General features: G+C 42.5%; 20 protein-coding genes and 2 tRNA genes. 6 read left to right on the top strand and 16 right to left on the bottom strand.

Annotation, left to right across the window (positions count from 1 at the left end; translation table 11 throughout):
- The first annotated feature begins 78 nt into the window (after positions 1-78).
- Entirely contained in the window at positions 79-717 is a 639-nt protein-coding gene (locus MSHOH_RS19115; RefSeq protein WP_048142100.1) for a hypothetical protein, read from the top strand.
- Positions 718-931: 214 nt separating this feature from the next.
- Positions 932-2,116, top strand: a complete 1,185-nt coding sequence (locus MSHOH_RS19110) for a pyridoxal phosphate-dependent aminotransferase (RefSeq protein WP_048142098.1) — start codon at positions 932-934, stop codon at positions 2,114-2,116.
- Positions 2,117-2,234: 118 nt separating this feature from the next.
- Here the strand turns inward: MSHOH_RS19110 and MSHOH_RS19105 are convergent, their stop codons facing one another.
- The 15 genes from MSHOH_RS19105 to priS all read right to left on the bottom strand — a co-directional run bounded on the left by MSHOH_RS19105 (position 2,235) and on the right by priS (position 14,020).
- Positions 2,235-2,993, bottom strand: coding sequence for a PEGA domain-containing protein (locus tag MSHOH_RS19105; RefSeq protein WP_275425595.1), 759 nt, complete (start codon positions 2,991-2,993; stop codon positions 2,235-2,237).
- Between the two features lie 347 nt (positions 2,994-3,340).
- Positions 3,341-4,147, bottom strand: coding sequence for a hypothetical protein (locus MSHOH_RS19100; RefSeq protein ID WP_048142096.1), 807 nt, complete (start codon positions 4,145-4,147; stop codon positions 3,341-3,343).
- A 210-nt stretch (positions 4,148-4,357) separates the two neighbouring features.
- Positions 4,358-4,549 (bottom strand) — tRNA-Trp (locus tag MSHOH_RS24105).
- A gap of 113 nt (positions 4,550-4,662) precedes the next feature.
- Positions 4,663-4,812, bottom strand: coding sequence for a hypothetical protein (locus tag MSHOH_RS24100; protein WP_162197662.1), 150 nt, complete (start codon positions 4,810-4,812; stop codon positions 4,663-4,665).
- Between the two features lie 357 nt (positions 4,813-5,169).
- A complete protein-coding gene (locus tag MSHOH_RS19095) occupies positions 5,170-5,661 on the bottom strand; it encodes a rubrerythrin family protein (protein WP_048142095.1) in 492 nt (163 codons plus the stop codon).
- Positions 5,662-5,954: 293 nt separating this feature from the next.
- The gene (locus MSHOH_RS19090; RefSeq protein WP_162197661.1) at positions 5,955-6,638 is read right to left on the bottom strand and encodes a hypothetical protein; all 684 of its coding nucleotides are present in this window, start codon (positions 6,636-6,638) and stop codon (positions 5,955-5,957) included.
- Positions 6,639-7,610: 972 nt separating this feature from the next.
- Positions 7,611-7,693 (bottom strand) — tRNA-Ser (locus tag MSHOH_RS19085).
- A 185-nt stretch (positions 7,694-7,878) separates the two neighbouring features.
- Entirely contained in the window at positions 7,879-9,282 is a 1,404-nt protein-coding gene (locus tag MSHOH_RS19080; protein WP_048142092.1) for an endonuclease Q family protein, read from the bottom strand.
- A 120-nt stretch (positions 9,283-9,402) separates the two neighbouring features.
- A complete protein-coding gene (locus MSHOH_RS19075; RefSeq protein WP_048142090.1) occupies positions 9,403-10,173 on the bottom strand; it encodes a proteasome assembly chaperone family protein in 771 nt (256 codons plus the stop codon).
- Between the two features lie 8 nt (positions 10,174-10,181).
- Entirely contained in the window at positions 10,182-10,337 is a 156-nt protein-coding gene (locus tag MSHOH_RS23230; RefSeq protein WP_082089423.1) for an RNA-protein complex protein Nop10, read from the bottom strand.
- A gap of 6 nt (positions 10,338-10,343) precedes the next feature.
- The gene (locus MSHOH_RS19070; RefSeq protein ID WP_048142083.1) at positions 10,344-11,150 is read right to left on the bottom strand and encodes a translation initiation factor IF-2 subunit alpha; all 807 of its coding nucleotides are present in this window, start codon (positions 11,148-11,150) and stop codon (positions 10,344-10,346) included.
- Positions 11,151-11,222: 72 nt separating this feature from the next.
- The gene (locus MSHOH_RS19065) at positions 11,223-11,411 is read right to left on the bottom strand and encodes a 30S ribosomal protein S27e (RefSeq protein WP_011020692.1); all 189 of its coding nucleotides are present in this window, start codon (positions 11,409-11,411) and stop codon (positions 11,223-11,225) included.
- A 6-nt stretch (positions 11,412-11,417) separates the two neighbouring features.
- Positions 11,418-11,696, bottom strand: coding sequence for a 50S ribosomal protein L44e (locus MSHOH_RS19060; RefSeq protein WP_048142081.1), 279 nt, complete (start codon positions 11,694-11,696; stop codon positions 11,418-11,420).
- Between the two features lie 394 nt (positions 11,697-12,090).
- Positions 12,091-12,810 (bottom strand): DNA replication complex subunit Gins51, encoded by a 720-nt coding sequence (locus tag MSHOH_RS19055; RefSeq protein WP_048142079.1) that lies wholly within the window; start codon positions 12,808-12,810, stop codon positions 12,091-12,093.
- A complete protein-coding gene (priS, locus tag MSHOH_RS19050; protein ID WP_048142077.1) occupies positions 12,776-14,020 on the bottom strand; it encodes a DNA primase catalytic subunit PriS in 1,245 nt (414 codons plus the stop codon). Before priS ends, MSHOH_RS19055 begins: the two co-directional genes overlap by 35 nt.
- 410 nt (positions 14,021-14,430) lie before the next feature.
- Between priS and MSHOH_RS19045 the strand changes: the two genes are divergently transcribed.
- From MSHOH_RS19045 to MSHOH_RS19030, 4 genes are all read left to right on the top strand, one after another.
- On the top strand, positions 14,431-15,291 hold the full coding sequence (locus MSHOH_RS19045) for a formylglycine-generating enzyme family protein (protein WP_048142075.1): 861 nt from the start codon (positions 14,431-14,433) through the stop codon (positions 15,289-15,291).
- 166 nt (positions 15,292-15,457) lie between these two features.
- Positions 15,458-17,836, top strand: coding sequence for a ribosome rescue protein RqcH (gene rqcH, locus MSHOH_RS19040; RefSeq protein ID WP_048142073.1), 2,379 nt, complete (start codon positions 15,458-15,460; stop codon positions 17,834-17,836).
- Positions 17,833-18,885 carry an mRNA surveillance protein pelota gene (locus MSHOH_RS19035; protein ID WP_048142071.1) on the top strand — a complete coding sequence of 351 codons (1,053 nt, stop codon included), beginning with the start codon at positions 17,833-17,835 and terminating at the stop codon, positions 18,883-18,885. Before rqcH ends, MSHOH_RS19035 begins: the two co-directional genes overlap by 4 nt.
- A gap of 329 nt (positions 18,886-19,214) precedes the next feature.
- A complete protein-coding gene (locus MSHOH_RS19030; RefSeq protein WP_048142068.1) occupies positions 19,215-21,464 on the top strand; it encodes an S-layer protein domain-containing protein in 2,250 nt (749 codons plus the stop codon).
- A 374-nt stretch (positions 21,465-21,838) separates the two neighbouring features.
- Here MSHOH_RS19030 and MSHOH_RS19020 read toward each other — a convergent pair whose 3' ends face one another.
- Positions 21,839-22,558, bottom strand: a complete 720-nt coding sequence (locus MSHOH_RS19020; protein WP_048142064.1) for a DUF1614 domain-containing protein — start codon at positions 22,556-22,558, stop codon at positions 21,839-21,841.
- Positions 22,559-22,596: the final 38 nt, after the last annotated feature.

Genomic DNA, 22,596 nt, shown 5'->3' with positions numbered 1-22,596 from the left:
AACTGAATGCTGACCTTTATGGATCAATCCCAATGCTTATGGACACCTCCGTCCTATATATTAACGGGGGTGCTAAGCATGGCAGAACGTCCTGAGATCGAAACACGACCGGAAAGGAAGGATATTCAGAGCGATGAGGAAAATCCTGAAAATTATGAGGAAAAGGCTGAGGAGCGGGAGACGCAGGGAAAAAAGCCTGATATTCAATCAGGAGTTCCCTCAGAAGAGTTCTGTGTCTCCTGTCTGAATATGCCTGAGGAACAGCGTAAGAGCATGCTTCTGGAGATTCAGCAGGTAGCTGAAAGGATTCTGAAAGCCCATGGGGTTATTAAAGAGACTGAAGACCTTTTAAAGGGAGAATGGTTTCTCAAACTTCAGAAGCCTGAATTTGAAAAAAAACTTGTTCTTGCGAAGTCTGGAGAAGAGGTTTTTATAGGTCTTTATGTCTATCCGGAAGAGACTCCTGTGCCTGACCCTAACTTTGTTTTGCTTTCTCAATACGGGTTCTGGTATCCACAAAGGATAGAAGAAAAGTTCGAAGAAACGGTTGCCTCCTTTTTTACAGGAGCTTATGGCGATTATGAATTTCTTAATGTTGTCCCTGAAAACGTTGAAAAGTTCCAGACCCTGCAACGTGATTTTTCGAAGACACTTGAAAATCAGGGATGGGATGGGCCGGATGTAAAAGTTGTTGAAAAAATTATGCCGGAAGATTAAGTTTCTGTAGAAACTATCCAGCCATAGAGTTTACTTTCTCTTTCCAGTTTTTTCTGGAAATTAATTTCCCTTTTATTTCCTCAGTTTTGACTTTTTGTTTTTCCCACAGAATATTTAAATATTGAAAGCATACGCAGTTTCAGGTACATATTCAGTGTTATTGTTTGCTTTTAGCTTATGGCTTTTATAGTAATCATTTTTCAGAAGGTCTTTTATGTTTTCGATAAACTCCGAATGTATCCTTTCAAAAAAATCAGAAGATATTCCCCCTTTCTATGTGATGGAAGTCCTGGAAAGTGCCAAGGCTCTGGAAGCTCAGGGCAGGCATATAATCCACCTTGAGGTCGGAGAGCCTGACTTCCCTACTGCTCCCCACATATGTGAAGCCGCCTGTGCTGCTATTGGTCGGGGATTAACAAAATATACTCATAGCCAGGGACTGCCTGCTCTTAGAGAGGCAATAGTTGAGTCTTACTATCAGAAGTTTGGAGTTGACCTGGATCCCGGTCAGGTCATTGTTACTTCGGGGACAAGCCCGGGTCTTTTGATGGTTTTTATGGCTCTGCTTGAAAAGAGGGATGAAGTAATTATGTCAAACCCTCACTACGCCTGCTATCCTAATTTTGTAAAGCATCTGGGGGGGACTCCTGTTTTTGTTTACACAAGTGAGGCAAACGGCTTTGCTCTTGAACCGGAAACTGTAAGGCAGTGCCTGAGCCCGAATACGAAAGCCATCCTTATCAACAGTCCTTCAAATCCCGGAGGGCATGTCATGTCTCATGAAAGCCTTCAGGGGCTTGCCGCGATAGCTGAGGAAAGAGGGATTCCTATTGTTTCGGACGAGATCTACCAGGGCCTGATCTACAGCGGAGAAGAACACAGTATACTTGAATATACTAAAAACGCTTTCGTCCTGAACGGTTTTTCCAAACTGTATGCAATGACCGGCTGGAGGCTCGGCTATATTATCTGCCCTCCGGAATGTGTACGTGCGCTTCAGAAGATCCACCAGAACTTCTTTATCTGTGCTAACTCTTTTGTGCAGGAAGCAGGTATTGCAGCCCTGAAAGGTTCTCAGGAACACGTTGCTGAAATGGTCCAGACCTATAATACTCGCCGCCAGTACATGCTAAAAAGGCTTCTCGGCATGGGGCTTGAGGTCCGCAAAGAGCCAATGGGAGCTTTTTATGTCCTTGCCGACGCCCGCAAGTACGGCAGCGACTCCCTTGAACTGAGCCGCCGTATACTCAACGAGGCAGGGGTGGCAGTAACTCCAGGCATAGACTTCGGAAACGGGGCAGAAGGCTATCTGCGCTTTTCCTATGCCAACAGCCTGGAAAACATTGCAGAAGGCATGGACCGGCTGGAAGCTTTTCTGGCAAAAGAACTTGAAGGATGAGGGCTTCCGGATAAGGCAGCGGTCACTTTCTGCTTATTAATTTTTCTAAGTAATTTTAATTGATTTTTCTAGCCTATTTTTTAATAGGTTTTTTATAGATTTTCATCAGACTTTTTCTTTATTTTTGTTGGCTTTTCTTCTTTACCGTATACTTAAAGTCCGGCTCTGAAAGATTCTCCAATTCTACAAGACCACCAGTATCTGGAGTTTTTTCACCCAATTTTTCATCTCCTCTGGCTGGCTTTTTATTTTCTTCGATTTCCGTTTCTTTTGTTATTTCTGTTTCTTTTGTCGTTTTTTCCTCTACCCTCACTTTTACCTCTCTTTTCCCTGCTCCCTCCTGAAGCTTTTTAAGTACTCTGCCATCTTCCGGAGTTTTTATTGGAAACTTAAATTTTAGCTTTTCGGGATTTCTTTTTAAAATAATGCCCGTAACCAGCATAATCAGGGTTGCAGTAAAGTAAGTAAAGAGACTGAAGTGAAGTTTTTCCTCTATTACAGATGCTGTCTCAGATGAGGCATTGATCTCTTTTGAAACCGTGCTGTATCCAGATTTCTTTATGGTCAGTTTGTGCCGTCCTTCCTCTACGTGAAATACTACAGGAGTTACTCCTTTGTATTTTCCGTCAAGGTAGACACTTGCTCCTGAAGGGACTGAAGAAATGCTGCACACCCGTTTGCTTATACTGAGCTTTTTTGTGAGTGAAAACGTTTTACCGGGTTCAACGCTTACTCGCGCAAAAACATCTTCATATCCTTCCTTCCTCAATACTACTTCATAAAAACCGGGAGGTACTTTCTCTATGAGAGCCGGGGTTTTCTTTCCCAGAGGCTTTTCGTTTATGTAGATCTCAGAACCGTTCGGGATTGTTATAATCTCGATTTTCCCATAACTCTCTTTTTCCGCTGCATCTGGGTTTTCGGTCTCTTCACCTGCGGAACTGTTTTGCTGGACACCTGTAGTACCGAGGCCTGAAGTATCGGAACCTTCAGCAGCCGCATTCGCAAATGCAGGGCTGACAGCTAAAATAAGTATCAGAAAGGAAAATATTATGCAGGAAAAGGCTTTCCTGATGCGTGCAGGTTTAAGGTTATTAAGGTTAGATTTGCTCTTTATAGAGGACCCCTTCGTTTTTAATGATGAGTATTTATTTTTTGTAACTGATATTTAAACTCATCACCTCTATTTACAGGGTTCATTACACTGCTGGATTTTATCTGTTATCACGCAGGCTGTTCTTTTTTCACTTCAGCAGATGTTCTCTTCTGCCTGAAATCTAAGATGCTTCTCTGATTACCACTTTCTTTTTCAGGATAGAAAATTCCTGTGATCAACCAGGTTCCGTACGTGAAATGAGTCCCCATGATAAAGTAGAGTTCTTTTTCTTTCAAGTGTTCAAAGAGCTGTTCTCTTATTCTCTTTTTCACAGCCTGAGGTTCCTTCTCTTTCCTTATGATATTCCGTACGGTTTCATTGAGTTCCCAGTCAAGCAGGATTATTTTATGTCCTCTGCAGGCTTCTTCTCCTTCGCACCTGAAAGTATACTTTATCTCAACGGGCATTCCGGCTTTTTCCCCTTTTTCCAGAAAATTCCCTATCGTATCAAAGTACTGCTGCCGGTCAAAAATCTCAAGACTATTTACCTTCACCTCAATATTAAGAAGCTTCGGCTTTACCACTCCAAGGCTTGTCCCTTCGATGTTCAGCCTTTCTAAAGAAGTCACCAGCGGCAGGATAAGCTCTTTCATTTCTCTGTCCTTTGCATGCCTTTCCAGGTTGACGTAGTCAAGGACTTTCCTGCTTTCCAATCTGAGGTCATTCTCGGGCCTGGTAACCGTAATTTCAAGCAGGTCATTTCTCCTGAAGTCTACCAGCCCTTCACCGTACCTGAACCTGAAAGGATAAAGCCTGAGGAGTTCTCCATGTTTGTTGATACCGGTCACTCCAACAGCATATCCATCCCCGTTTCTTTTGCTTTTCTCCGGAGTAGCTCTGACAAGGACTGCAATTTCTTCTTTTTCTCGCTTCAAAGAAGAACCTCGGTCTTTTAAATGAATATAAAAAATCGGATCTTAGAAGAAGATTATACTTTGGAGGTAATAATCATTGGGGGAGCTTTGTGAAAGTAATTATTCCCTAAACTACAGGTTTCCCTACTCGGTTTCTCCAAATATATAACAGGTTAGGAAATGAATATTTCAAAAAGTGAATATCAAAATTAAAGAAAAAGAATAAAAACGTGGGGCTGGTGAGATTCGAACTCACGATCGACGGGTATCTCCGAACAACTGCTTTAACAGTTCTCTGGTGAGCATCTATCAGTGCTCCAACGGTTCCTCATTGTCCTGCCCCGTCGGGAAAGACTCGGTAGACCCGTTGTTCATCATTTATCCGCTGGAGCCCATCGCCATGCCGGGCTAGGCCACAGCCCCTTTACAAGGATAGTGAAATAGCCCTTCTCTCTTAAATAGTTAACGGCAGAAAAGAGTGTTTCTGAATAAAAATTTTAAAACTTTATTATTTTTATAAAGTCATTATTCCTTTTTCAGTACATTAAAAGGAAATAGATTATCCCCGCAAGTATTAAGATCACAAGGATTGCAAAGGAGATAAAGCCGAGAAGGCGGACTGTGAAATCATACGTACTTACCTCACCTGTCCATTTGCCTGTTCTTCTGCGGTCAAAATATTTCATCAATTTTTTGTTCAGTTTCAATGAATTCAGGGCTCCCTTTTCAATTTCCTTCTATTATCTGGGTTTTACAAATAAAGATATTTGTATGGCTCTGTGAGATTAGGAAAGTAGAACTACACAAAAACCAGATAACCAGAGAACTTGAACAACCAATTTGTAATTTGTTTAAATCTGTAATTTGCTTGATGTTCTCATGAAAACAAAACAACAAGACAAGGTCATTAATGGGTTTCAGTCTGCTTTTGTGCAGAAAAAAAGAGTCATTTGGCAGTAAAAAGTAGATAGAGAGCTTTTTCTTATCCGTTAGCTCTCTTTATTATGCTGACCGCCAAAGAAGCCGCTGTCCTGTCGCAGTTTTCAGTCGATTTTGTTGAACTTGGATGCGGCTGCCCCACAGATCGGACAGTTACCTTCAGGCTCGCCTTCTATAGTATGTCCGCAGACAGAGCATACGTAATAATCAACTTCTTTGTTATTTCCGATTTCTTCCAGTGCTTTTTCGTATAGCATTGCGTGGATCCTTTCTACTTTATTTGCCACCTCAAAGCTCCAGAGAGCCCTTTTGTCCTCTTCCGTCTTTGCTTCTTCTATAAATTCTGGGTACATTTTAGTGAATTCGTATGTTTCCCCGTCAATGGCATCTTTCAGGTTGTCCATTGTAGTTCCAATCCCTCCCATACGCTGAAGGTGATTGAGAGCATGGACTGTTTCCGCGGCAGCAGCGGCTCTAAAGAGTTTGGCTATCTGAGGATATCCTTCTTCGTCTGCTTTTTTCGCAAAGGCAAGGTATGTCCTGTTTGCCATCGATTCGCCGGTAAATGCAGCTTTAAGGTTGTCTTTGGAACTCATATTTATCTCCCCTTAGTTTGAAATCTTTTTTTACCCTATTACCAGGTCATATTTATTATTTTTAACGCTCAGAATATCTGAAACCAAAATCTGACTTTGCATATTGAGTACGTTTTGAAAAAAAGAGATCCTGACAACCATCTATTCACTATAATTCACTATAGAGTTTGCAAAAGAGAGAAAAGGGAATTCAGTATTAAATAAAAGAAAGTAAATAAAATGCCGGTGAGATACGGTTACATTTGATTGGTTATAAAGATCTCACACACTTGCAAACGTTCTTTTTTTGGAGTTCACACACATATACCAGCCAATTGATGATCAAAGTAACAGGTTTCTTTTTGGCGATTACTGTCCGAACCCTCAAAAACATATCCAAAAAGAGGTGTTTCGACAAGGATAATTTCATGCTCCTTCAGGCCCTTGTTCTTTTTTATACTTCCTTTTATAAGGACATTGATATGATCTCCGGTATATCTGCTTTTTATAATGCTCTTATATACTAACAGTTTCTTTGTGTCTGGATATAAAGAAAGCAGAACGAACAAAGCCGAAAGTGCCTCAAGTGTTACTTTCAGGGTTGCTTCCCTTTTATTTGTAAAGCGGTTACACTTTATTTTAGTGTATGCATCCCACCACTCAAGCTGATTATTTTTAGAGATCAGCTTTTCCGGTAGCCAGTCCGAAAATGGGATGATTTTTTTAATAGCGTTTTCAGCTTTTTGGGGGTTCAGAATGTATATTTCTCTATCATACAGACGATAATATTCATTGAAAGCATAGTAATAATTAATTATACCGCACTGGAGTTTATTTAGTTTGATCTTTTCTCTCTCCTTTCTAATGCTTTCAACATCATCAAATACCGGGTCAAATATCAATTTTCCAAAAAATAAATCTAATAAGTTCCCTGTTTTCAACAAAATATCGCCAAGCATTTGTGACCATACGTTGTAATGGTCTTCTATTAAAGGCACGTACTGCAAACAATCCAGGAATTCAGTTTCCAGTTTCCGGTACTCTGTCCATATGACTTCTGAGTCCAGCAAATGTTTCTCCTAATCTTCCATAGTTATAACACTTTATTTTTTTATGAACTAGTTCCTTACATTTTTAAGTAATCCAGTTTTTATTGTTCAAAATTATCTAATTCATTAGCCTTCAGAAATGATAACTTTAATTTATTTTCTGTGAAAAAACTCGGTTTTTTTCCAATTAAGTTATTATATATTTTAAATATGTATATTATAAAAAATCGTGATTGAGAGTATAAGTAAATTTTTCTCTCAATCATCGAGGGGTTTTAGATCTATTTGGTGGCTTATGTTTTAGTTTTTTTACTTTTTTTGTTTTTGCAAGTTATATAACTTGTTGTTCTGTAATTATTCTTTTTATATATAAACTTTTCCTTTAAATTTTAAAACTTTTTTGTATTGTTTTAGTTAATTAATTTAAACAGTAATTGGTTTTTTGTTTATGCTCTAAGCTTAGGATTTAAACTATGCTTATAAATTTAATTTTCCGGGCTGTGTGCTAATACCTCTCTTTGGCTGGTTGCTCACAGGACTGTACATTCCGGAGTATCTGAACTTTGAAAAAAGAAGCTGCAGGTATGTAATGAATTTATTTCAGTCGAATACTCCGCTAGCTTGCTGCGGGGTGCGCCAGCGCAACTTTGATTAAACAGTCGGCGTCCTCAAAAAAAGAGTTATGAGACAAATCCTGTGAAAATCCATATATTTATTTCCGAAAGGACTCGAATATAACTGGAATAATGTTAATTTTTCCAGAAGAATGTCAGGAGAAAAAAACTCCTTTTACGGACTCTGAAGCCTAGGACCGTGTGGAATAAATAAAGCTCATAAGGCATTTTGTAACTGTCAGTAAAAAATATATTTTAAGCAGTTATGTTTCTAAATAGATTTCAAACAGTTTTCGGTTAGTTGTTACGCCCAGGGCAGGATTCGAACCTGCGATCCCCCAAGGAGAAACGGTTTTCGAGACCGTCGCCCTACCGCTAGACGACCTGGGCACTTTGATAATTACTTTCTATATTTTATTTTAGGTTGCTTCGTTTTAAGTATTGAACGGACGTCTTATGTAATTATATTATTATGTAATAAGGAAGTTTCCGGGCAATGCCCGGCGTTTTTGGTGCAGAGTTAAGTGAATATACTTTCTATCTTATATATTTTATTCTCAATGGGATTCAGGATCTTAAAAATCAAAAAGAGATTTCTGACCCGCAGTTTTTTCTGAGCTCTCTTCCTCTGTTTTTTTTGTTCCTGCTTTTTCGGCCTTTTCAACATCAGTCTTTAATGTCTCCACCGCTTTTTTTTGCTCGAGGTCAGAGAAAGAAATCTGAGATCCGGGCTTTTTTTTCTCCTTTTTTATCACCTTCGAATCCTTTTTCTTTTCCTCGCCGGTTTTTCTGGCAGGCTCAGCCTTATTCTTTTTCAGGTGTTCAGGCAGTTCTAGCCAGCCGTACTGTCCGCCTCCGCCCGGATGAATTATTACATCGCCTTTCCTGAAGGCGAGAATTGCATTTACTATCTTCTCGTCCACAATTTTCAGGGCTTCGGGTTCTGCATAAATAAGGGCTTCAACCTCATTTCCGAAATGTTCTACAAGGGTTTCCCAGGCTGTTTTTACGCCTTTTGTCTGGACGCTTGCGTGACCGAGTGCCATCTGTATGATTTCGGCAAGAGGGATGAGGTGAAGGTAAGGAGGGCGGTAGGCAGGATGCCTTGGCTCCTCAAAATCCGCGAGTTCGTTGACCCGATCAGTTACTCCTTTTTTTATAATGCCTCCGCATACAGAACAGCGCCATTTAATAGCTTCGGCTTCGGGCAGAGTATACTGAGTAAAGCATTTGATGCAGGCAGACCGGTTGTATTTTCCTTCTTCAGGGAAAAAACCGACATTCAGAGTAGCTCCGTAGTCCTGTTCCCTCAGAATTGCTTTCCTGAGTCCTTCAAAGGTGATATCAGGGACATTGAACTGAGTGAATTCCCTTGCCAGTTTATTTGTAGAAGGGGAATGAGCATCTGAGTTCGTAAGGAAGGTCAGTCTGTGCAGTTCTTCAATCCTGTCAGCATAATTGCTGTCTGCACTAAGGCCAAGTTCAACAAAAGAAACATAATCTGTCATACTCCCATAGCAGCTTTCCAGGCTGTCATGGTAGCCGTAGAGAGCAGTCCAGGGAGTAAAAGCGTGGCAGGGGCCGATAAGAGCTTCAAGATCCTTTGCAATCTCAGCAATCTCACAGCCGTCCAGTTTAACTGTAGGGCGTCCGTCCGCTTCAAGGTTTCCGAAAGGAGCAATTCTTTCTGCCAGTTCTTCGGCTTTTGAAATCGAAGGTAAAATCAGGAGATGGTGAACCCTGTCTATATCTTCGATTTCTGTAGTCGGGATAAAAAATATATTTCCTATCCGGATTTCTTCGTCTGAAATGGCTGCTTTCTTAATCTCTTCTAGCCATCTCGGATGGGTGCAGTCCCCTGTACCGATAAGCTCCATCCCTTTTTTCGAGGCTTCACTTGCAATTGTGGGCAGTTCCATTTTTGCGGAACATGCCATAGAGTACTTTGAGTGGAGATGGAGGTCTGCATTGACTTTCATTTCCGAACCTTTCGCCAGAAGTTTTTAACTATCAGGTTCTTTAATTGTGTATCTGTCCGGATTCCTGATCCTTTATACTCTCAACCTGGAACTTCTAACCGTGTTTATCCAGCTGTTTATTCACCCTATGTAACGCAGGTCTTCTTCCGTGGGTTTAACCTCGGGGAAATTCTGCTGCTCTTCTTTTTCTTTCAGTTTTTCAAGGATACTCTCCATTTCCTCGGCTTTTTTCTTAAGAGAGTCTGTATTTACCTCAATTCCGAAGATATTGCACAGTACTTTCAAAAGAGACTGGGCACTTTTAGGATCCATCAAGTATCCGGGTGTCATTCCCATAAGGCAGGCGGCATCTATACCTCTCATTCCGCTGAAAGCAACAAGCAGGCCGGATGCTCCTACAATTCCTCCGCTTGGCTCGGATTCCCTGAACTCGACTCCGTATTTTTTAATCTCTTCGATCAGGTCAGTGCTGTTAGCAACTCCAAGGACTGTCTCTTCATAGGTGAGCTTACCTGTCGGGTAGCCTCCGAGTGTGTAAATCCTGGGTACTTTAAGTTCCTCAGCTACATCCAGATATAGAGAACAGAGTTCGTAATGCCCCTGTGAGGTAGTGCTCTGGTGATCCCCTACAAGAAATAGAATATCAGTTTCGTTTGCCTTCCCATGATATATGGTGTTACTTACCGGGCGGATCGTACAATCTTTATTGACAAGGACCTGAGGTGGAAAATGTGGGGAATAAACCTCCATAATCTTTTCAGCCTCAAGTTCGTCTACCAGATGTTCTGCCACCAGCTTGCCCACAAGCCCTACACCCGGAAGTCCGACTACCAGTATAGGGTTTTTGAGCTCAAGTTTTTCTTTCAGGCGGACAAGTGTACTTTGCTGCATAAAAATCCTTATCCTTTCTTTGCCAGTCTGCGGTACTTACCGTAAGGGTCCTGAGGAGAAAAGCGAGCCGGAATAGCGGGTAAGGTATCTCCCCCGCAAACCGGACATTTTTCCCTTAAAGTGTACCTGCCGCAATTTTTGCATTTGCGGATCTTTTGTCCCAAAGGGTATCACGCCTTTGTCGATTCGATATGCCGTTTGAAGGTCCCGTGTCCGCCAAGTTTGGAAATAGTGTCTACTGCCGTCTGGGCAGACTTCTTAAGGACGGATTCGGCTTTTTTATAGTCAGGAGCTATTACCTTTATCCTGTATCTCGGAGCCCCTGTGTAGCTTATCTCGAGCCTGACATCTTTTCCATCTACATCACTGATGGAGTTTGCAGCATTGAGGGACTGCTTTATGACCTCTATGCCATTTGGAAGATTACAGGTCAAATCCACATACCCTGCGATATCCACGAAGGGCAGTTTGATATTTTCTCCTGCGATTTTGGCTATGCTCTTTAAGTACTTCTTGTTGACTTTGAGCCCTTTAAAGGCTTTTTCTCCTTCGATAGCTGCTTCTTCGAAGGCAGAATATGCACTTCCGAACTCTTCTACAAGTTTCTCATGCAGAGCCTGCAGGCCGCTTTCATCGGTCTTTGTCTCTTCAGCCACGAACTGGAGCCATTTGGCGGCTTTCTGCTCATTCTTCCATTCCTGGATTTTAGCCCGCCGCTGGTGCTCGTTCACGTCTTTCAATGAAAGGTCTATGTGGCCGCGGGAAGGGTCCACGTTCAGGACCTTGCAGACGATCTTCTGCCCTTCCCTGACGTAGTCCCTGACGTATTTGACCCAGCCTGCTTTAATTTCGGAGATGTGGATGAAACCTTCCCGTCCTCCGAATTCCTCAAGCTCGACGTAGGCTCCGAAATCAGTTACATTCTTCACCGTACAGACAACAAACTCTCCGACTTCGGGCCAGTTATCGTTTCCCATTCGTACCACTTCTCGATTTTTGTCTTTTATTACTCTCTACTGTACTCCTGTGCAGTGCTTTTACCGGTCCGGTTATTCAAGCACTTCCAGGATGTGAGTTGTAATTGTAGATTTTCCACCGGTTGGTTCGGCAAGGGTTCTTCCACAGACAACGCAGGTAATCTTGCGGCTTGCGCTTCCGAATATGATCTGTTCGTTTTCGCAGTCGTTGCACTTTACGCGCAGGAACCTGCTCTTTGGTCTCTGGGTGTAGTCTACCATTTTATCTTACTCCTTGAACTCGAACTTCTTTGCCCTGAATCCAGGTCTCTGGTGGGCTTTCTTGCATACCGTGCAGCGGTACCTGAGCCAGATGCGCTTTGTTGGCTTGTCGCCACCGGGTACCTTGGAGAACTTTCCGCTGTTCCCTATGCCTTGCTGTCTCTTCTTCTGCCTTGCAATGTGAGTCATTGATGAAGCCTGGCCCTTCTTGACCCTTTCAACTACGACTTCGTTGTGGGTTTTGCAGAATGGGCAGTAAGTTCTGAACCTCTTTGGAATCTTCATTCTTTACACCTTTTTGATGATTATTGGTACTTGGTGTGCATTTCCGGCTTTTGCGGAAAAGCATCGTTTAATTATATTTATTGAATATACGTATGGCGTTACGTATGGCGTTTTATTTCCTGAGAAGCTATTATTTGGGAAGCCTTTGATTTGATGAGTTTGAATCGTCTTGACCTCTTTTTGTCTCGAATCCTGAGTGGCGGTCTCTATCGGAGATGAGGTCAGAGCACGCTAACAAGGTTAAGCTACACAGATATAGCTACACATATAAATACTAATACTATTGCCTGAAGCGCTATCTTCTTCATAAGACATGAACCTGCTGTTTGCAGTATCTCTGAAATATCTGTCCCCAACTATTTTCTGGCTAAAACAAGCTGCATGTCTCAAGAAATCAATTCTTTTCGGAATTCTTCTCTCCGGAGTTTTCATCTCCGGCAGCAATCATTTTTGCTGCATTCCGCTTTATCAGCCCTTTCGCATTCAGTTGCGGCAAAACAACAACATCTTCAGCATTGACAGTATAGTTCCGGCCGTCCGCACCTGTGAAGGTAGGCAGGTCCTTCAGTATTCGAACAACAACATATTCTTCACTTATATTGTTTTTGCCCGACTCAGTTCCCTTTCCTTCTGCAGCCACGGTTACCCCTCTACCTGTCGTTGCTTCTACAAGAATAGCAGCAGAAGCCTGTTTTGCTTCCCCCATTCCGGGCCAGACAGCAATCTTTCCGGAATCTGGATAAAGAATGGGGCCCAGAAGCTCTATTTTTGCAGCTTCTATTCCCTGAAGCACAAGATCGTAGAGCATTTTCTCAATAGGGAGCAGCTTTTCAATATCCTTTGAGATAGGTTTGTCAGCATGAGATTGGATAGTTGCCCTGGTTATGACCTTTCCTATCCTTTTCATAAAGATAGTCTCAAGGTCGGAAAGTGCCCTTTCGTGCTCGTCATTGAGCATCTTTGATTCCGGAGAACGTGGATTATTTATCTTACCTATCTCTTTCTCGAGTTCCCGGATATATTTTTCGGCTTCCAGGTAAAAATCAGCCGGAATTGTTTTTAATGTCTGGTTTTTTTCTTTATACAGCGTCTGGCTGATTTCTTCTATATCCATACTCTGCAACACCTCTACAAATCAGATATACGGCTGCATACTCGGGAACTTCCTGTATGCCCTCTTCTATTCTTAAATCCTTGCCCTTCAACTGTACTGAAAAAGGCTTTGAAACAGTCACTTTTACCGGCCTTTCTCCAAAAACAACTGCGTCATTAAGCGGATCAAACCCTTCCAGTTCGGACAGGGCAAGTTTCTTAACAAGCATCCCTGATCCGCCGTGCAGGGACCCTGGCACACGGATAAGCCTTTTGATATCTGCAGTTACGGGTTCATCAACGCTAGCTCCGAACCTGTGCAGGAAATTTCCCATCGATTCCTGCATAAAATATGCGGCGATCTCCTTAAAATTTCTTACGTCGAAGTCCAGTCTTCCTCTCTCCAGAATATCCTTTAAGCCGTTTTCACTGTTAGTAATGTTAATCAGCTTTTTGATTGTCGTATCCCCGACCTTCTCATGCCTTCGAAGCTCAGGAAACATATCTTTTTTGTATTTCTTCCCGCACTCTGCTTTCATGTAGTCAGTAAGGTAAAGTGCAACCCTCTTTCCCCACCCCGAATCATATCCCACGAGCGTGCATTTCATCGGTACATTCTTAATACCTTTAAATGTCTTTGAGCCTGTCCCGAAATCTCCGTCCATTGCAACTTCTCTGAAAAAGTACTTGAAATCAATGTCCCTTCCGCTGACATAGTTCACGATTTCCCTTCTTTCGGAACTCCCTAGCTTCAGGACTTTCGGACTGGTAATATGGAAATGGTATCCTCTCCCTCCGGAAAAAACAAGCTCAACCTCCTGTTCTGAGAATCCGAAATCATCTAAAAGGAAGTCCATGAGCTTAAGAGACTCTTTCTTCACAAGCTCAAGCATATCCGCATAGTTTCTCGGGGCATTGGGCAGATGGTCTGCATCAAGGTCAAAAATGAGCTCTGCCCCAAGCCAGTTCTTTTCGTTCATTTTCCGCGCATCAGGATATTCGTAATAAGCAGTAGAATTGTAAACATGCGCAGGAGCCATGCCGTAAAGGTAATCAAGAGCTTCTCCAGATGAGCCGAAAGACTTGTGCCTGTGCATCATCTTTTCCGGCATGTCGTCGTAGAAGATAAAAGCCCATTCTCTATTAGGCAGGTGGTCTGGGAGGCTTATCTCAGCAGTTTTATAATAGTTCTGAAAATGGGATTTCAAATAACGGGCGGTTCGGCTGTCCATGGTTTTAGGGCTTCAGGTTTTTTAGATCTTGGGTAGGGGTCACTTATGATAGACTAACTCATATTTTACTTTTGTTTATATGAGTTTTTTTGAAACCTTTTTCCCGACAGTTCAGGTTTAAGGGAGAGACAGGAAATATCGTATTTGATGAAAAACCACAGCTCATTAGCAATTAAAAAATGAAAATCTGTATTTAACGCAAGTTTGTCATTGAATATGCTTCTTATAAGTCAAAGTGGAGAATTTTGCGCTAAATAAAAAGTACATGGACTATATAAATAAGTTAGCTATGAAACTTAGAAATGAGTTTCCGCCAATATATGACTCTATTATTGTCTCTGCCAATAATGTGAAAAATAGGGAGAAACTATAGAAACTGCCAGAAGCAAGAACTTTCGGGGGGAGGTTCTGTGGGAAGCAAGATCAGTATTATAAATCACATCAATGCAGTTAGGTGTTATCTGAAAAAGGGAGAAAAGGAAGAAGCCAGAAACTCAATTCAAGACTCAATTCAAGACTCAATTCAAGACTCATCCATTGCTGCAAAATCTGGAAACTCAGAAATTCCTGAAACATTCATCAGCTTGTCCACCGGTATGGAGTTTGTATCGGTTCCGACCGGGGAGTTTGATATGGGTTCCTTTTCTGATGAGTTGGGAAGGTCAGACTTCGAATCTCCGACCCACAGAGTAACGATTAAAAGCCATTTTTACATGAGCAAATCACAGGTTACACAAAAACAATGGAAGACTATAATGGGAAATAACCCTTCACACTTCAAGGGTGAAGCTCGCCCTGTTGAGATGGTTTCCTGGGAAAATGTCCAGGAATTTGTTAAAAAACTGAATGCAGCAGAAAATACTGACAAATATCGTTTGCCTTCGGAAACCGAATGGGAATATTCCTGTAGAGCCGGTACACAAAGCAGGTATTACTTTGGCGGTAGCGAGTCCGAACTCAGTGAGTATGCATGGTACACTGAAAACTCAGGTCGTAAAACTCACCCCATTCGCCAGAAGAAACCAAATTCCTGGGGAATTTATGATATGCATGGGAATGTCTGGGAATGGGTTCAGGATAAATGGCACGAAAACTATAACGGTTCCCTTTGTGATGGCAGTGCATGGGAAGAAGGAACTAGCTCCAATCGTGTCTCTCGTGGGGGAAGCTGGTACTGTGATCCCGATTCCTGCCGCTCGGCTGCTCGCTTCAGCCGTGCACCTGAGAGTCGTTTTGCCAATCTTGGGTTTAGACTGGTGAGGGAATTATAAGTACTTTCTACTCAGTTTCTCATCCGAGTATCCTAAAAATACTTCTCCATAGACTGCCACCAACAATAAGTCCTCTTGAGCGAAGCGAAAAGGACAGCGTACCGTCGAGCCGCAACTCGACTGGGAGAACAAAACTTATACGTGAATCCTCTATTATATCCACTTCATGAAACAGGATATGTCAAGTGCAGACGTTGCTGCAGTTGTTGCCGAACTGTCAGCAGGTCCCAAATCTATTATTGATGCGAAGATCGGGAAGATCTACCAGCCGGCCAGCGAGGAGATACGCATCAATCTTTACGTTTTTCATCAGGGAAGGGACAACCTGGTTATCGAGGCAGGAAAGCGCCTCCATATGACCAAGCACATTCGGGCAAGCCCAACACTTCCTCAGGCATTTCCCATGCTTCTGCGAAAATACCTGATGGGGGGCAGGATAGTATCTGTCGAGCAGCATGACTTTGACAGGATCATAAAGATAGGGATTGAGAGGGCTGGAGTCAGAAGCACCCTTATTGTAGAACTGTTTGCGCGAGGTAATGTCCTGATAGTGGATTCGGAAAATAAAATCATCCTGCCAATGAATCCCGTAACTCTCAAGGATCGCAGGCTCAGGAGCGGAGAAGTTTACGAGCTTCCTGAAGCGCAATTGAGCCCTATTGAAGCTAAGGTTTCGGACCTTATGGATGCGTTTTCTAAATCAACGGCTGATATCGTCCGGACTATTGCTACAAGATTCAATCTCGGAGGAGTTCTTGCAGAAGAAGCCTGTGCCCGTGCAGGAGTTAACAAGTCGAAACCTGCAAAAGAAGCCACCGTAGGGGATGCTGAAAAGCTCCGTGATGCGCTTCAGAACCTCTTTTCTCCTCTGTTCAGAGCGAGGGCTGCCGGTAAAGTTGAGGGCGAACTTGAAACTGGCACTCAAGCTGAACTCGAAGCCGAAACTATAATTGAAACCGGGCTTGAAGCCAGCTCTGAAATTGAAGGCGGACCTGAAGAGATTATTAAATCTCAGATCCCCGGACTCAGGCCTCAGCATGTAAAGAAAGAAATTAACGGAAAAATGGAAACCTTCGATGTAGTTCCTTTTGACCTGAACCGTTATTCTGAGTACGAAAAAGAGTACTTTGATTCATTTAATACTGCACTTGATGAGTTTTTCGGGAAAAAGGCTCTTGAACAGGTGGCAGAGGTAAAGGAAGCTGAGAAAAAGGAGAAAACTCTCGGTGTATACGAAAGACGTCTGCTCCAGCAGGAAGAGAGCCTTAAAAAGTTTGAAAAAGATATTGAAAAAAATAATACCCTTGCAGAAACAACTTATGCAAATTACCAGATTATCGAAGAGCTGTTTTCCGTACTTAACGGTGCAAGGGCAAAAGGCTACTCATGGGATGAAATCCGTACCATCCTGAAGCAGGCAAAAAAGACCGTGCCCGCTGCTCAGAAGATCACGAACATTGACCCTAAAACCGGGACTGTAACGGTAGACCTTGACGGGAGAAGCGTAAACCTTGATATCCGTAAAACTGTACCTCAGAATGCCCAGGAATACTATGAGAAGGTCAAAAAGTTCACTAAAAAGAGGGATGGAGCTGTCAGGGCTATTGAGGACACTAAAAAGGCTATGGAGAAAAAGGCTGCTGCAAAGGCTGCAAAGGCTGGAAGGAAGCTACAGGCGTCCAGGAAAAAACACTGGTACGACCGGTTCAGGTGGTTTGTATCTTCAGACGGCTTCCTTGTTGTAGGAGGTAGGGACGCCGATACTAACGAGGAAATTTTCAAAAAATACATGGAAAAGAGAGATATTGTCTTCCATACGCAGACTCCGGGTGCTCCTCTGACAGTTGTAAAGACAGGGGGAGAGGAAGTACCGGAATCTACACTTCAGGAGGCTGCCCAGTTTGCGGTTTCTTATTCAAGCCTCTGGAAAGCCGGGCAGTTCAGCGGGGATTGTTACTGGATTAAATCCGAACAGGTAACAAAGACTCCTGAGTCCGGAGAATACCTGAAAAAAGGAGCATTTGTTATCCGTGGGGAGCGTAATTACTTCAAAGACGTACCTCTCGGCATTGCAGTCGGGCTTGAGCTGAAAGGCGAAACAAGGGTTATAGGCGGGCCTGCTTCTGCAGTCCGGAAGCATGGGGACTATATTCTTGAAATCATCCCTGGAAAATTCAATCAGAATGATATTTCGAAAAAGATCTACAGGATCTATGCGGATGAACTTAATGACTCTCGCTTCGTAAAGCAGATTGCGTCACCTGACCAGGTGGCTATGATGATCCCGGCTGGCGAATCCGATATAAGGAACCAGAAGCCGGAAAGGAAAGGCCAGACAGTCGGTCCAGAATTGGAAGGCCATATAACTCCTGAAATGGAAGCCGAATTTGAAGATGTTGAAGGAGGAACTGAAGAAGAATTCGGAGAAGAAGCCGGAGAGGAGTTTGAAGAAGAAACCGTAAAAGGCAATGAGGTGAAAACTGAGACCGAAGCCAGAGAGGAAAATGGTACGGAAATTGAAGTACCTGGAGTGAAAAAGATATGAGAGTCACAAACCGTTCTCTGAAAGGCAGGGAAGGGGAAATTGCCGTAACAGCCGAGACTCTTGATGACCTCTGGCACCTGAAATATATTATTGAAAAAGGGGACCTGGTCTTTGCCCTGACCAAAAGGAAAGCTGATACTGCAAGTGATAAACTCCGCCCGGAAAAGGTCGAGAAAGTAAAAGTAAGGTTAGGGATCAGGGTCGAGGAACTGGAATTCCACAAATTTGCAAACCGGCTGCGAATACACGGGCCAATTGAGCACGGGATGGATGCCGGTTCCTATCATACTCTCAATGTGGAAATAGGGACTAACATCTCCATCATTAAGGAGCACTGGAAAAACGACCAGCTCCAGCGCATTCAAGATGCAGAAGAAGCCGGAAAACGTCCCAAAGTTGTTATTGTAGCAGTCGAAGAAGGGGATGCAGATATTGGTTTTGTACGCCACTACGGAATTGAAGTATATTCACATATCACGCAGTCATCCGGGAAACGGGAGACAGGACTAAGGAACGAGTTTTTTAAGGAAATTGTTGAACAGCTCAGACATGCGGTTCCCGAAGATGCTTCTATAGTGATCGCAGGGCCCGGTTTTACAAAAGAGGATTTCCTGAAATATTTCCATGAAACCGAACCCGGAATGGCTTCAAAGGCATTGACTGAGGACACATCCATGATAGGAATGTCCGGGTTTCAGGAAGTGCTTCGCAGAGGAGCTGTTGACCGGATCATGCAGGAGTCCCGTATAGCCAGGGAATCCTCTCTTATGGAAGACCTTATCAGAGAGATCTCAATGGACGGCAAAGCCGCTTATGGTTTTGCAGATGTGAAAAATGCGCTTGGATACGGGGCTGTCGAAACCCTGCTCATTGCCGATGAAACCCTGCGGGAAGGGCGGGAAAAAGGAGAGGATATCGACAAACTTCTTATGGAGGTTGAGCAGGCTCAGGGAAAGGTTGTTGTATTCAGCACAGCCTTTGAGCCCGGAGAAAAGCTTCACAAACTTGGAGGGATTGCGGCTCTACTTCGCTTTAAGGTGACTGGTTGAGCCTGAAAGACTTAAGCTGGTATTAATTCTAGACTTTCGACTCTGATTTATCCGTACCTGTTTAATTTCGGTTTTCTTTTTTATTTTTGTTCTTTTTTATTAATCTCTTTTTTTTCATTTCCCTTATAAACATCACCAATTTATTTTTTGTTTTATATTTTTTTATCATGTACTATTTTATTTTTTTTAAATTTAAATTAGTAAGATTTATTAACCAATCCTCTTTATTTGTTGTTACTTTTACTTTAGTTAATAACAATAATTGTTTATTGTCTTCCTTCTGTGTATAGATTAATTAACAATATCTAATAAAAATGAGCGAGATATTTATGAGTTTCAGTATCCGTAAATTATTGCATTCGCTTTTTATTGCATTAGCAATCTGTTTGATGCTTCCTCAGCTTGGTCTTGCAGCTCCAGTTATCTGCGGTATTTCTTTTGATACCAATGAAACTTCATCCGATGGTTTTTGCTGGGATGCAACCACTTTCGGTGGCTTTAACTACCCCGTAAACAAACACAAGGATTTCGTTTCCTCTGAGAACTTGTGGGGAGAACGCCTGCAGTACATTGAGAAAGACGGCAAGGACAAACTTGGAAAAAACAACCCCGGAAATCATGTAATAGGTGAAGGAGAGCTCGTATATTCTACAAGACAGTTCTCAAACAAGTATGAACTTGTTTCCAGTCTCGGGCTTAATGCTAACATAACCCCTGCAGAACTCGGCGGAATGTTTTACTACAAGCTTCCCTGGTTTGGAAAACCGTATGCTACTGTTAATAACGATCCCACACAGCTTGCAAATATTGTTATCACACAGGGCAGCAGTGATAAAAAAACACTTAAAGCCGGTGATATCTGGGATCTTGGAAAAGGTTATTCGCTGATAGTGAACCAGGTTGATGTAGAGGGCAATAAAGTCTGGTTCTCTTTATCCAAAAAAGGGGAAGAACTTGAATCAGGGATTGTGAACACAGACGGCACTGTAGAAGATCAGATCTTTACCGCAACTGCAGACTTCGGAGACGGAAAAGACCAGCTCTATTTCATTACCTATGTTGACTCTGTTTTTGTGAGTGCCACAGACTCCGTTGCTGTCTTCAAGTATACCTGGCTTATTGACAAAGATGATATTCTGATTATCGAAAACGGGGATGAATACCAGGGTTTTGAAGTGAAAGAGACTTCCGAAGACGGGATTGTCCTCGAAAATTCAAAGTCTATTACTCTTAACCTTGATAAGGACGTAAAGAACTACTTTACTGACTCATGGTATTTCCAGACCTCGGATAAAGGAAAAGGCAGCTCTTCTCCTTCAGGATACATTATCCTGCCTGCAAAAGAATTGGACAAACCTGGAAATTATACATTGAGAGGAGTGCCGGTTGATACTGCTGTTACTTCAGCAGATGGTTTTAGCTGGGATGCGACCACTTTTGGAGGCTTTAATTACCCTATAAACAAACACAAGGATTTCGTTGCTTCTAAAAACTGGTGGGGAGAACGCCTGCAATACGTTGAGAGTGACAGTCAGAACGAACTTGGGAGAAACAACCCCGGAAACCATGTCATTGGCGAAGGAGAGCTTTTGTATTCTACAAGGCAGTTCTCCGAAAAACACAAAGTTGTTTCCGAACTCGGACTCAATGCCAATACAACTCCTTCAGAACTGGGTGGAATGTTTTATTACAAGCTTCACTGGTTCGGAAAACCGTATGTTACCGTCGATAATGATCCCACCCAGCTTGCAAACATTGTTATCAACCAGGACAGCAAGGACAAAAAAACACTTAAAGCCGGTGATATCTGGGATCTTGGAAAAGGTTATTCGCTGACAGTGAATCAGGTTGATGTGGAGGGCGATAAAGTCTGGTTCTCCTTGTCCAAAAATGGAGAAGAACTCGAGTCCGGAATTGTGAATGCAGATGGGACTGTAGAAAGCCAGACTTTCACTGCAACTGCAGACTTCGGAGACGGAAAGGACCAGCTCTATTTCATTACCTATGTTGACTCTGTTTTTGTGAGTGCCACCGACTCAGTTGCAGTCTTCAAGTATACCTGGTTAATAGACAAAGATAACGTTCTGGTTATTGAAAATGGGGACGAGTACCAGGGATTTGAAGTAAAGGAAACTTCTAAAGACGGTATTGTTCTCAAAAACTCAAAGTCAATAACCCTGAACCTTGACAAGGATAAAAAGAACTATTTTACTGACTCATGGTATTTCCAGACTTCAGATGAGGGAAAGGGCAGTACTTCTTCTAATGGATACGTAATCTACCCGGCAACGGATATTACCGTTGAAGATAAAAATGCGACCGAATCTGAACGTAATAATACTATTACAGAAGAGGCAAATGTGACAGATACGGTTTCGATTGTAAATGAGTCTGAAAGTATATCTCCTGATCACAGAACGACATCCACTTCAGAAGCATCTTTCGAAGACTCTGAAGAAAACAATAACCACCCTGAAGAAGGAGCAGGAGAAGGATCATCTGTAAAACTTCCGGGTTTCGGAATACTTTCCGGAATTTTAGGGATTATAGCCTGTCTGGCTCTTAGAAAAAAGAGTTAATCTGCTTTCTAAGGTGAAAATCTAATAAAAGGTTTATTCTCTTAGAGGTTATTCTCTTGGAGTTTATTCTCTTTGAGAATTATCTCTCTTGTCTCTTTTTATTTACCTTTTCTTTTTCTGGGAAGAGCCTCCAGGCAAGCTTACAGAGAAATTTATACTTGCTTGAATTGAAAGTTATTTTCCAGGCAAAGGGAAGTGATCTGTCAGCTAGAGAGATTTCGGAAGTGATTCTTTTTTAATTGCAATGCTGGTTTACAGAATATTTTTCTCTTACCTGCAGGCCGGCTCCAGCTCCCTGCGGTGCAGGAAAAAAGGCTGAAAAATTCCTTCCGGATCTGGAACGGATTAACCGGCTAATCTGAACCTGCGTTTTTTCAGATCAGGAGAATAGCTATAAATCCGCTTAAGAAAATCCCATCAAAAGTACCTGCTCCTCCTATGCTTGCAATGGGAGCTCCCAGGTTTTTAATTTTTCCCAGATTAAGCAGGTCAGCTCCTATAAGAGTCCCGAGCACTCCTCCTGTATAAGCAATGATAACACGGCAGGGTTCGGCAGGACAGCCAGGAATCTGGATAGCCGAAGTGAGCAGGACTGCAGTAAGAACAGCTGTAAGGGGTGGAACCAGAGCAGGAGTTGCGATGCCTACCCCTTTAATTGGTCTTGCTACGGAATAGGTTATAATTGAAACAATCGCCACACCGATTCCTGCAAGATAGAATGAAGAAGGGAATTGCGTAAGAAGGTAAGCGGAAATCAGGACCGGAATAACTGCCCCTCCCACATTGATGGCAAGTACAGTTTCGTTTCTGACTATCTGTCTTGTGGGGATTCTATAGGAAATCCCGAAGACCTTTATATAATTTTCTTTGACAACCGGAATGTCAGACTTCAGAGTTGTCAGCGGGATATTGATCCCGCTTCCAAGAAGAGACAGTAGCAGGATTAAGAGCGCGTCTTCTGCAGAAAATCCTATTTTCATAAAGGCAGAAACGATCACTCCCAGAAACAGAGACCCGAGCCCGAAGATCATTATGAGTATTAATAAGAAAAGAAATTTCAGGCTGAAAGGCATGTAGAAAATTTGTCTGCTCATGGAATCACTCTTGGTTCTCTGGTTTTTTGCATATTAAG

It is taken from the genome of Methanosarcina horonobensis HB-1 = JCM 15518 (assembly GCF_000970285.1).
Lineage (GTDB): Archaea > Halobacteriota > Methanosarcinia > Methanosarcinales > Methanosarcinaceae > Methanosarcina > Methanosarcina horonobensis.
This window is presented reverse-complemented; position numbering and strand designations above follow the sequence as displayed.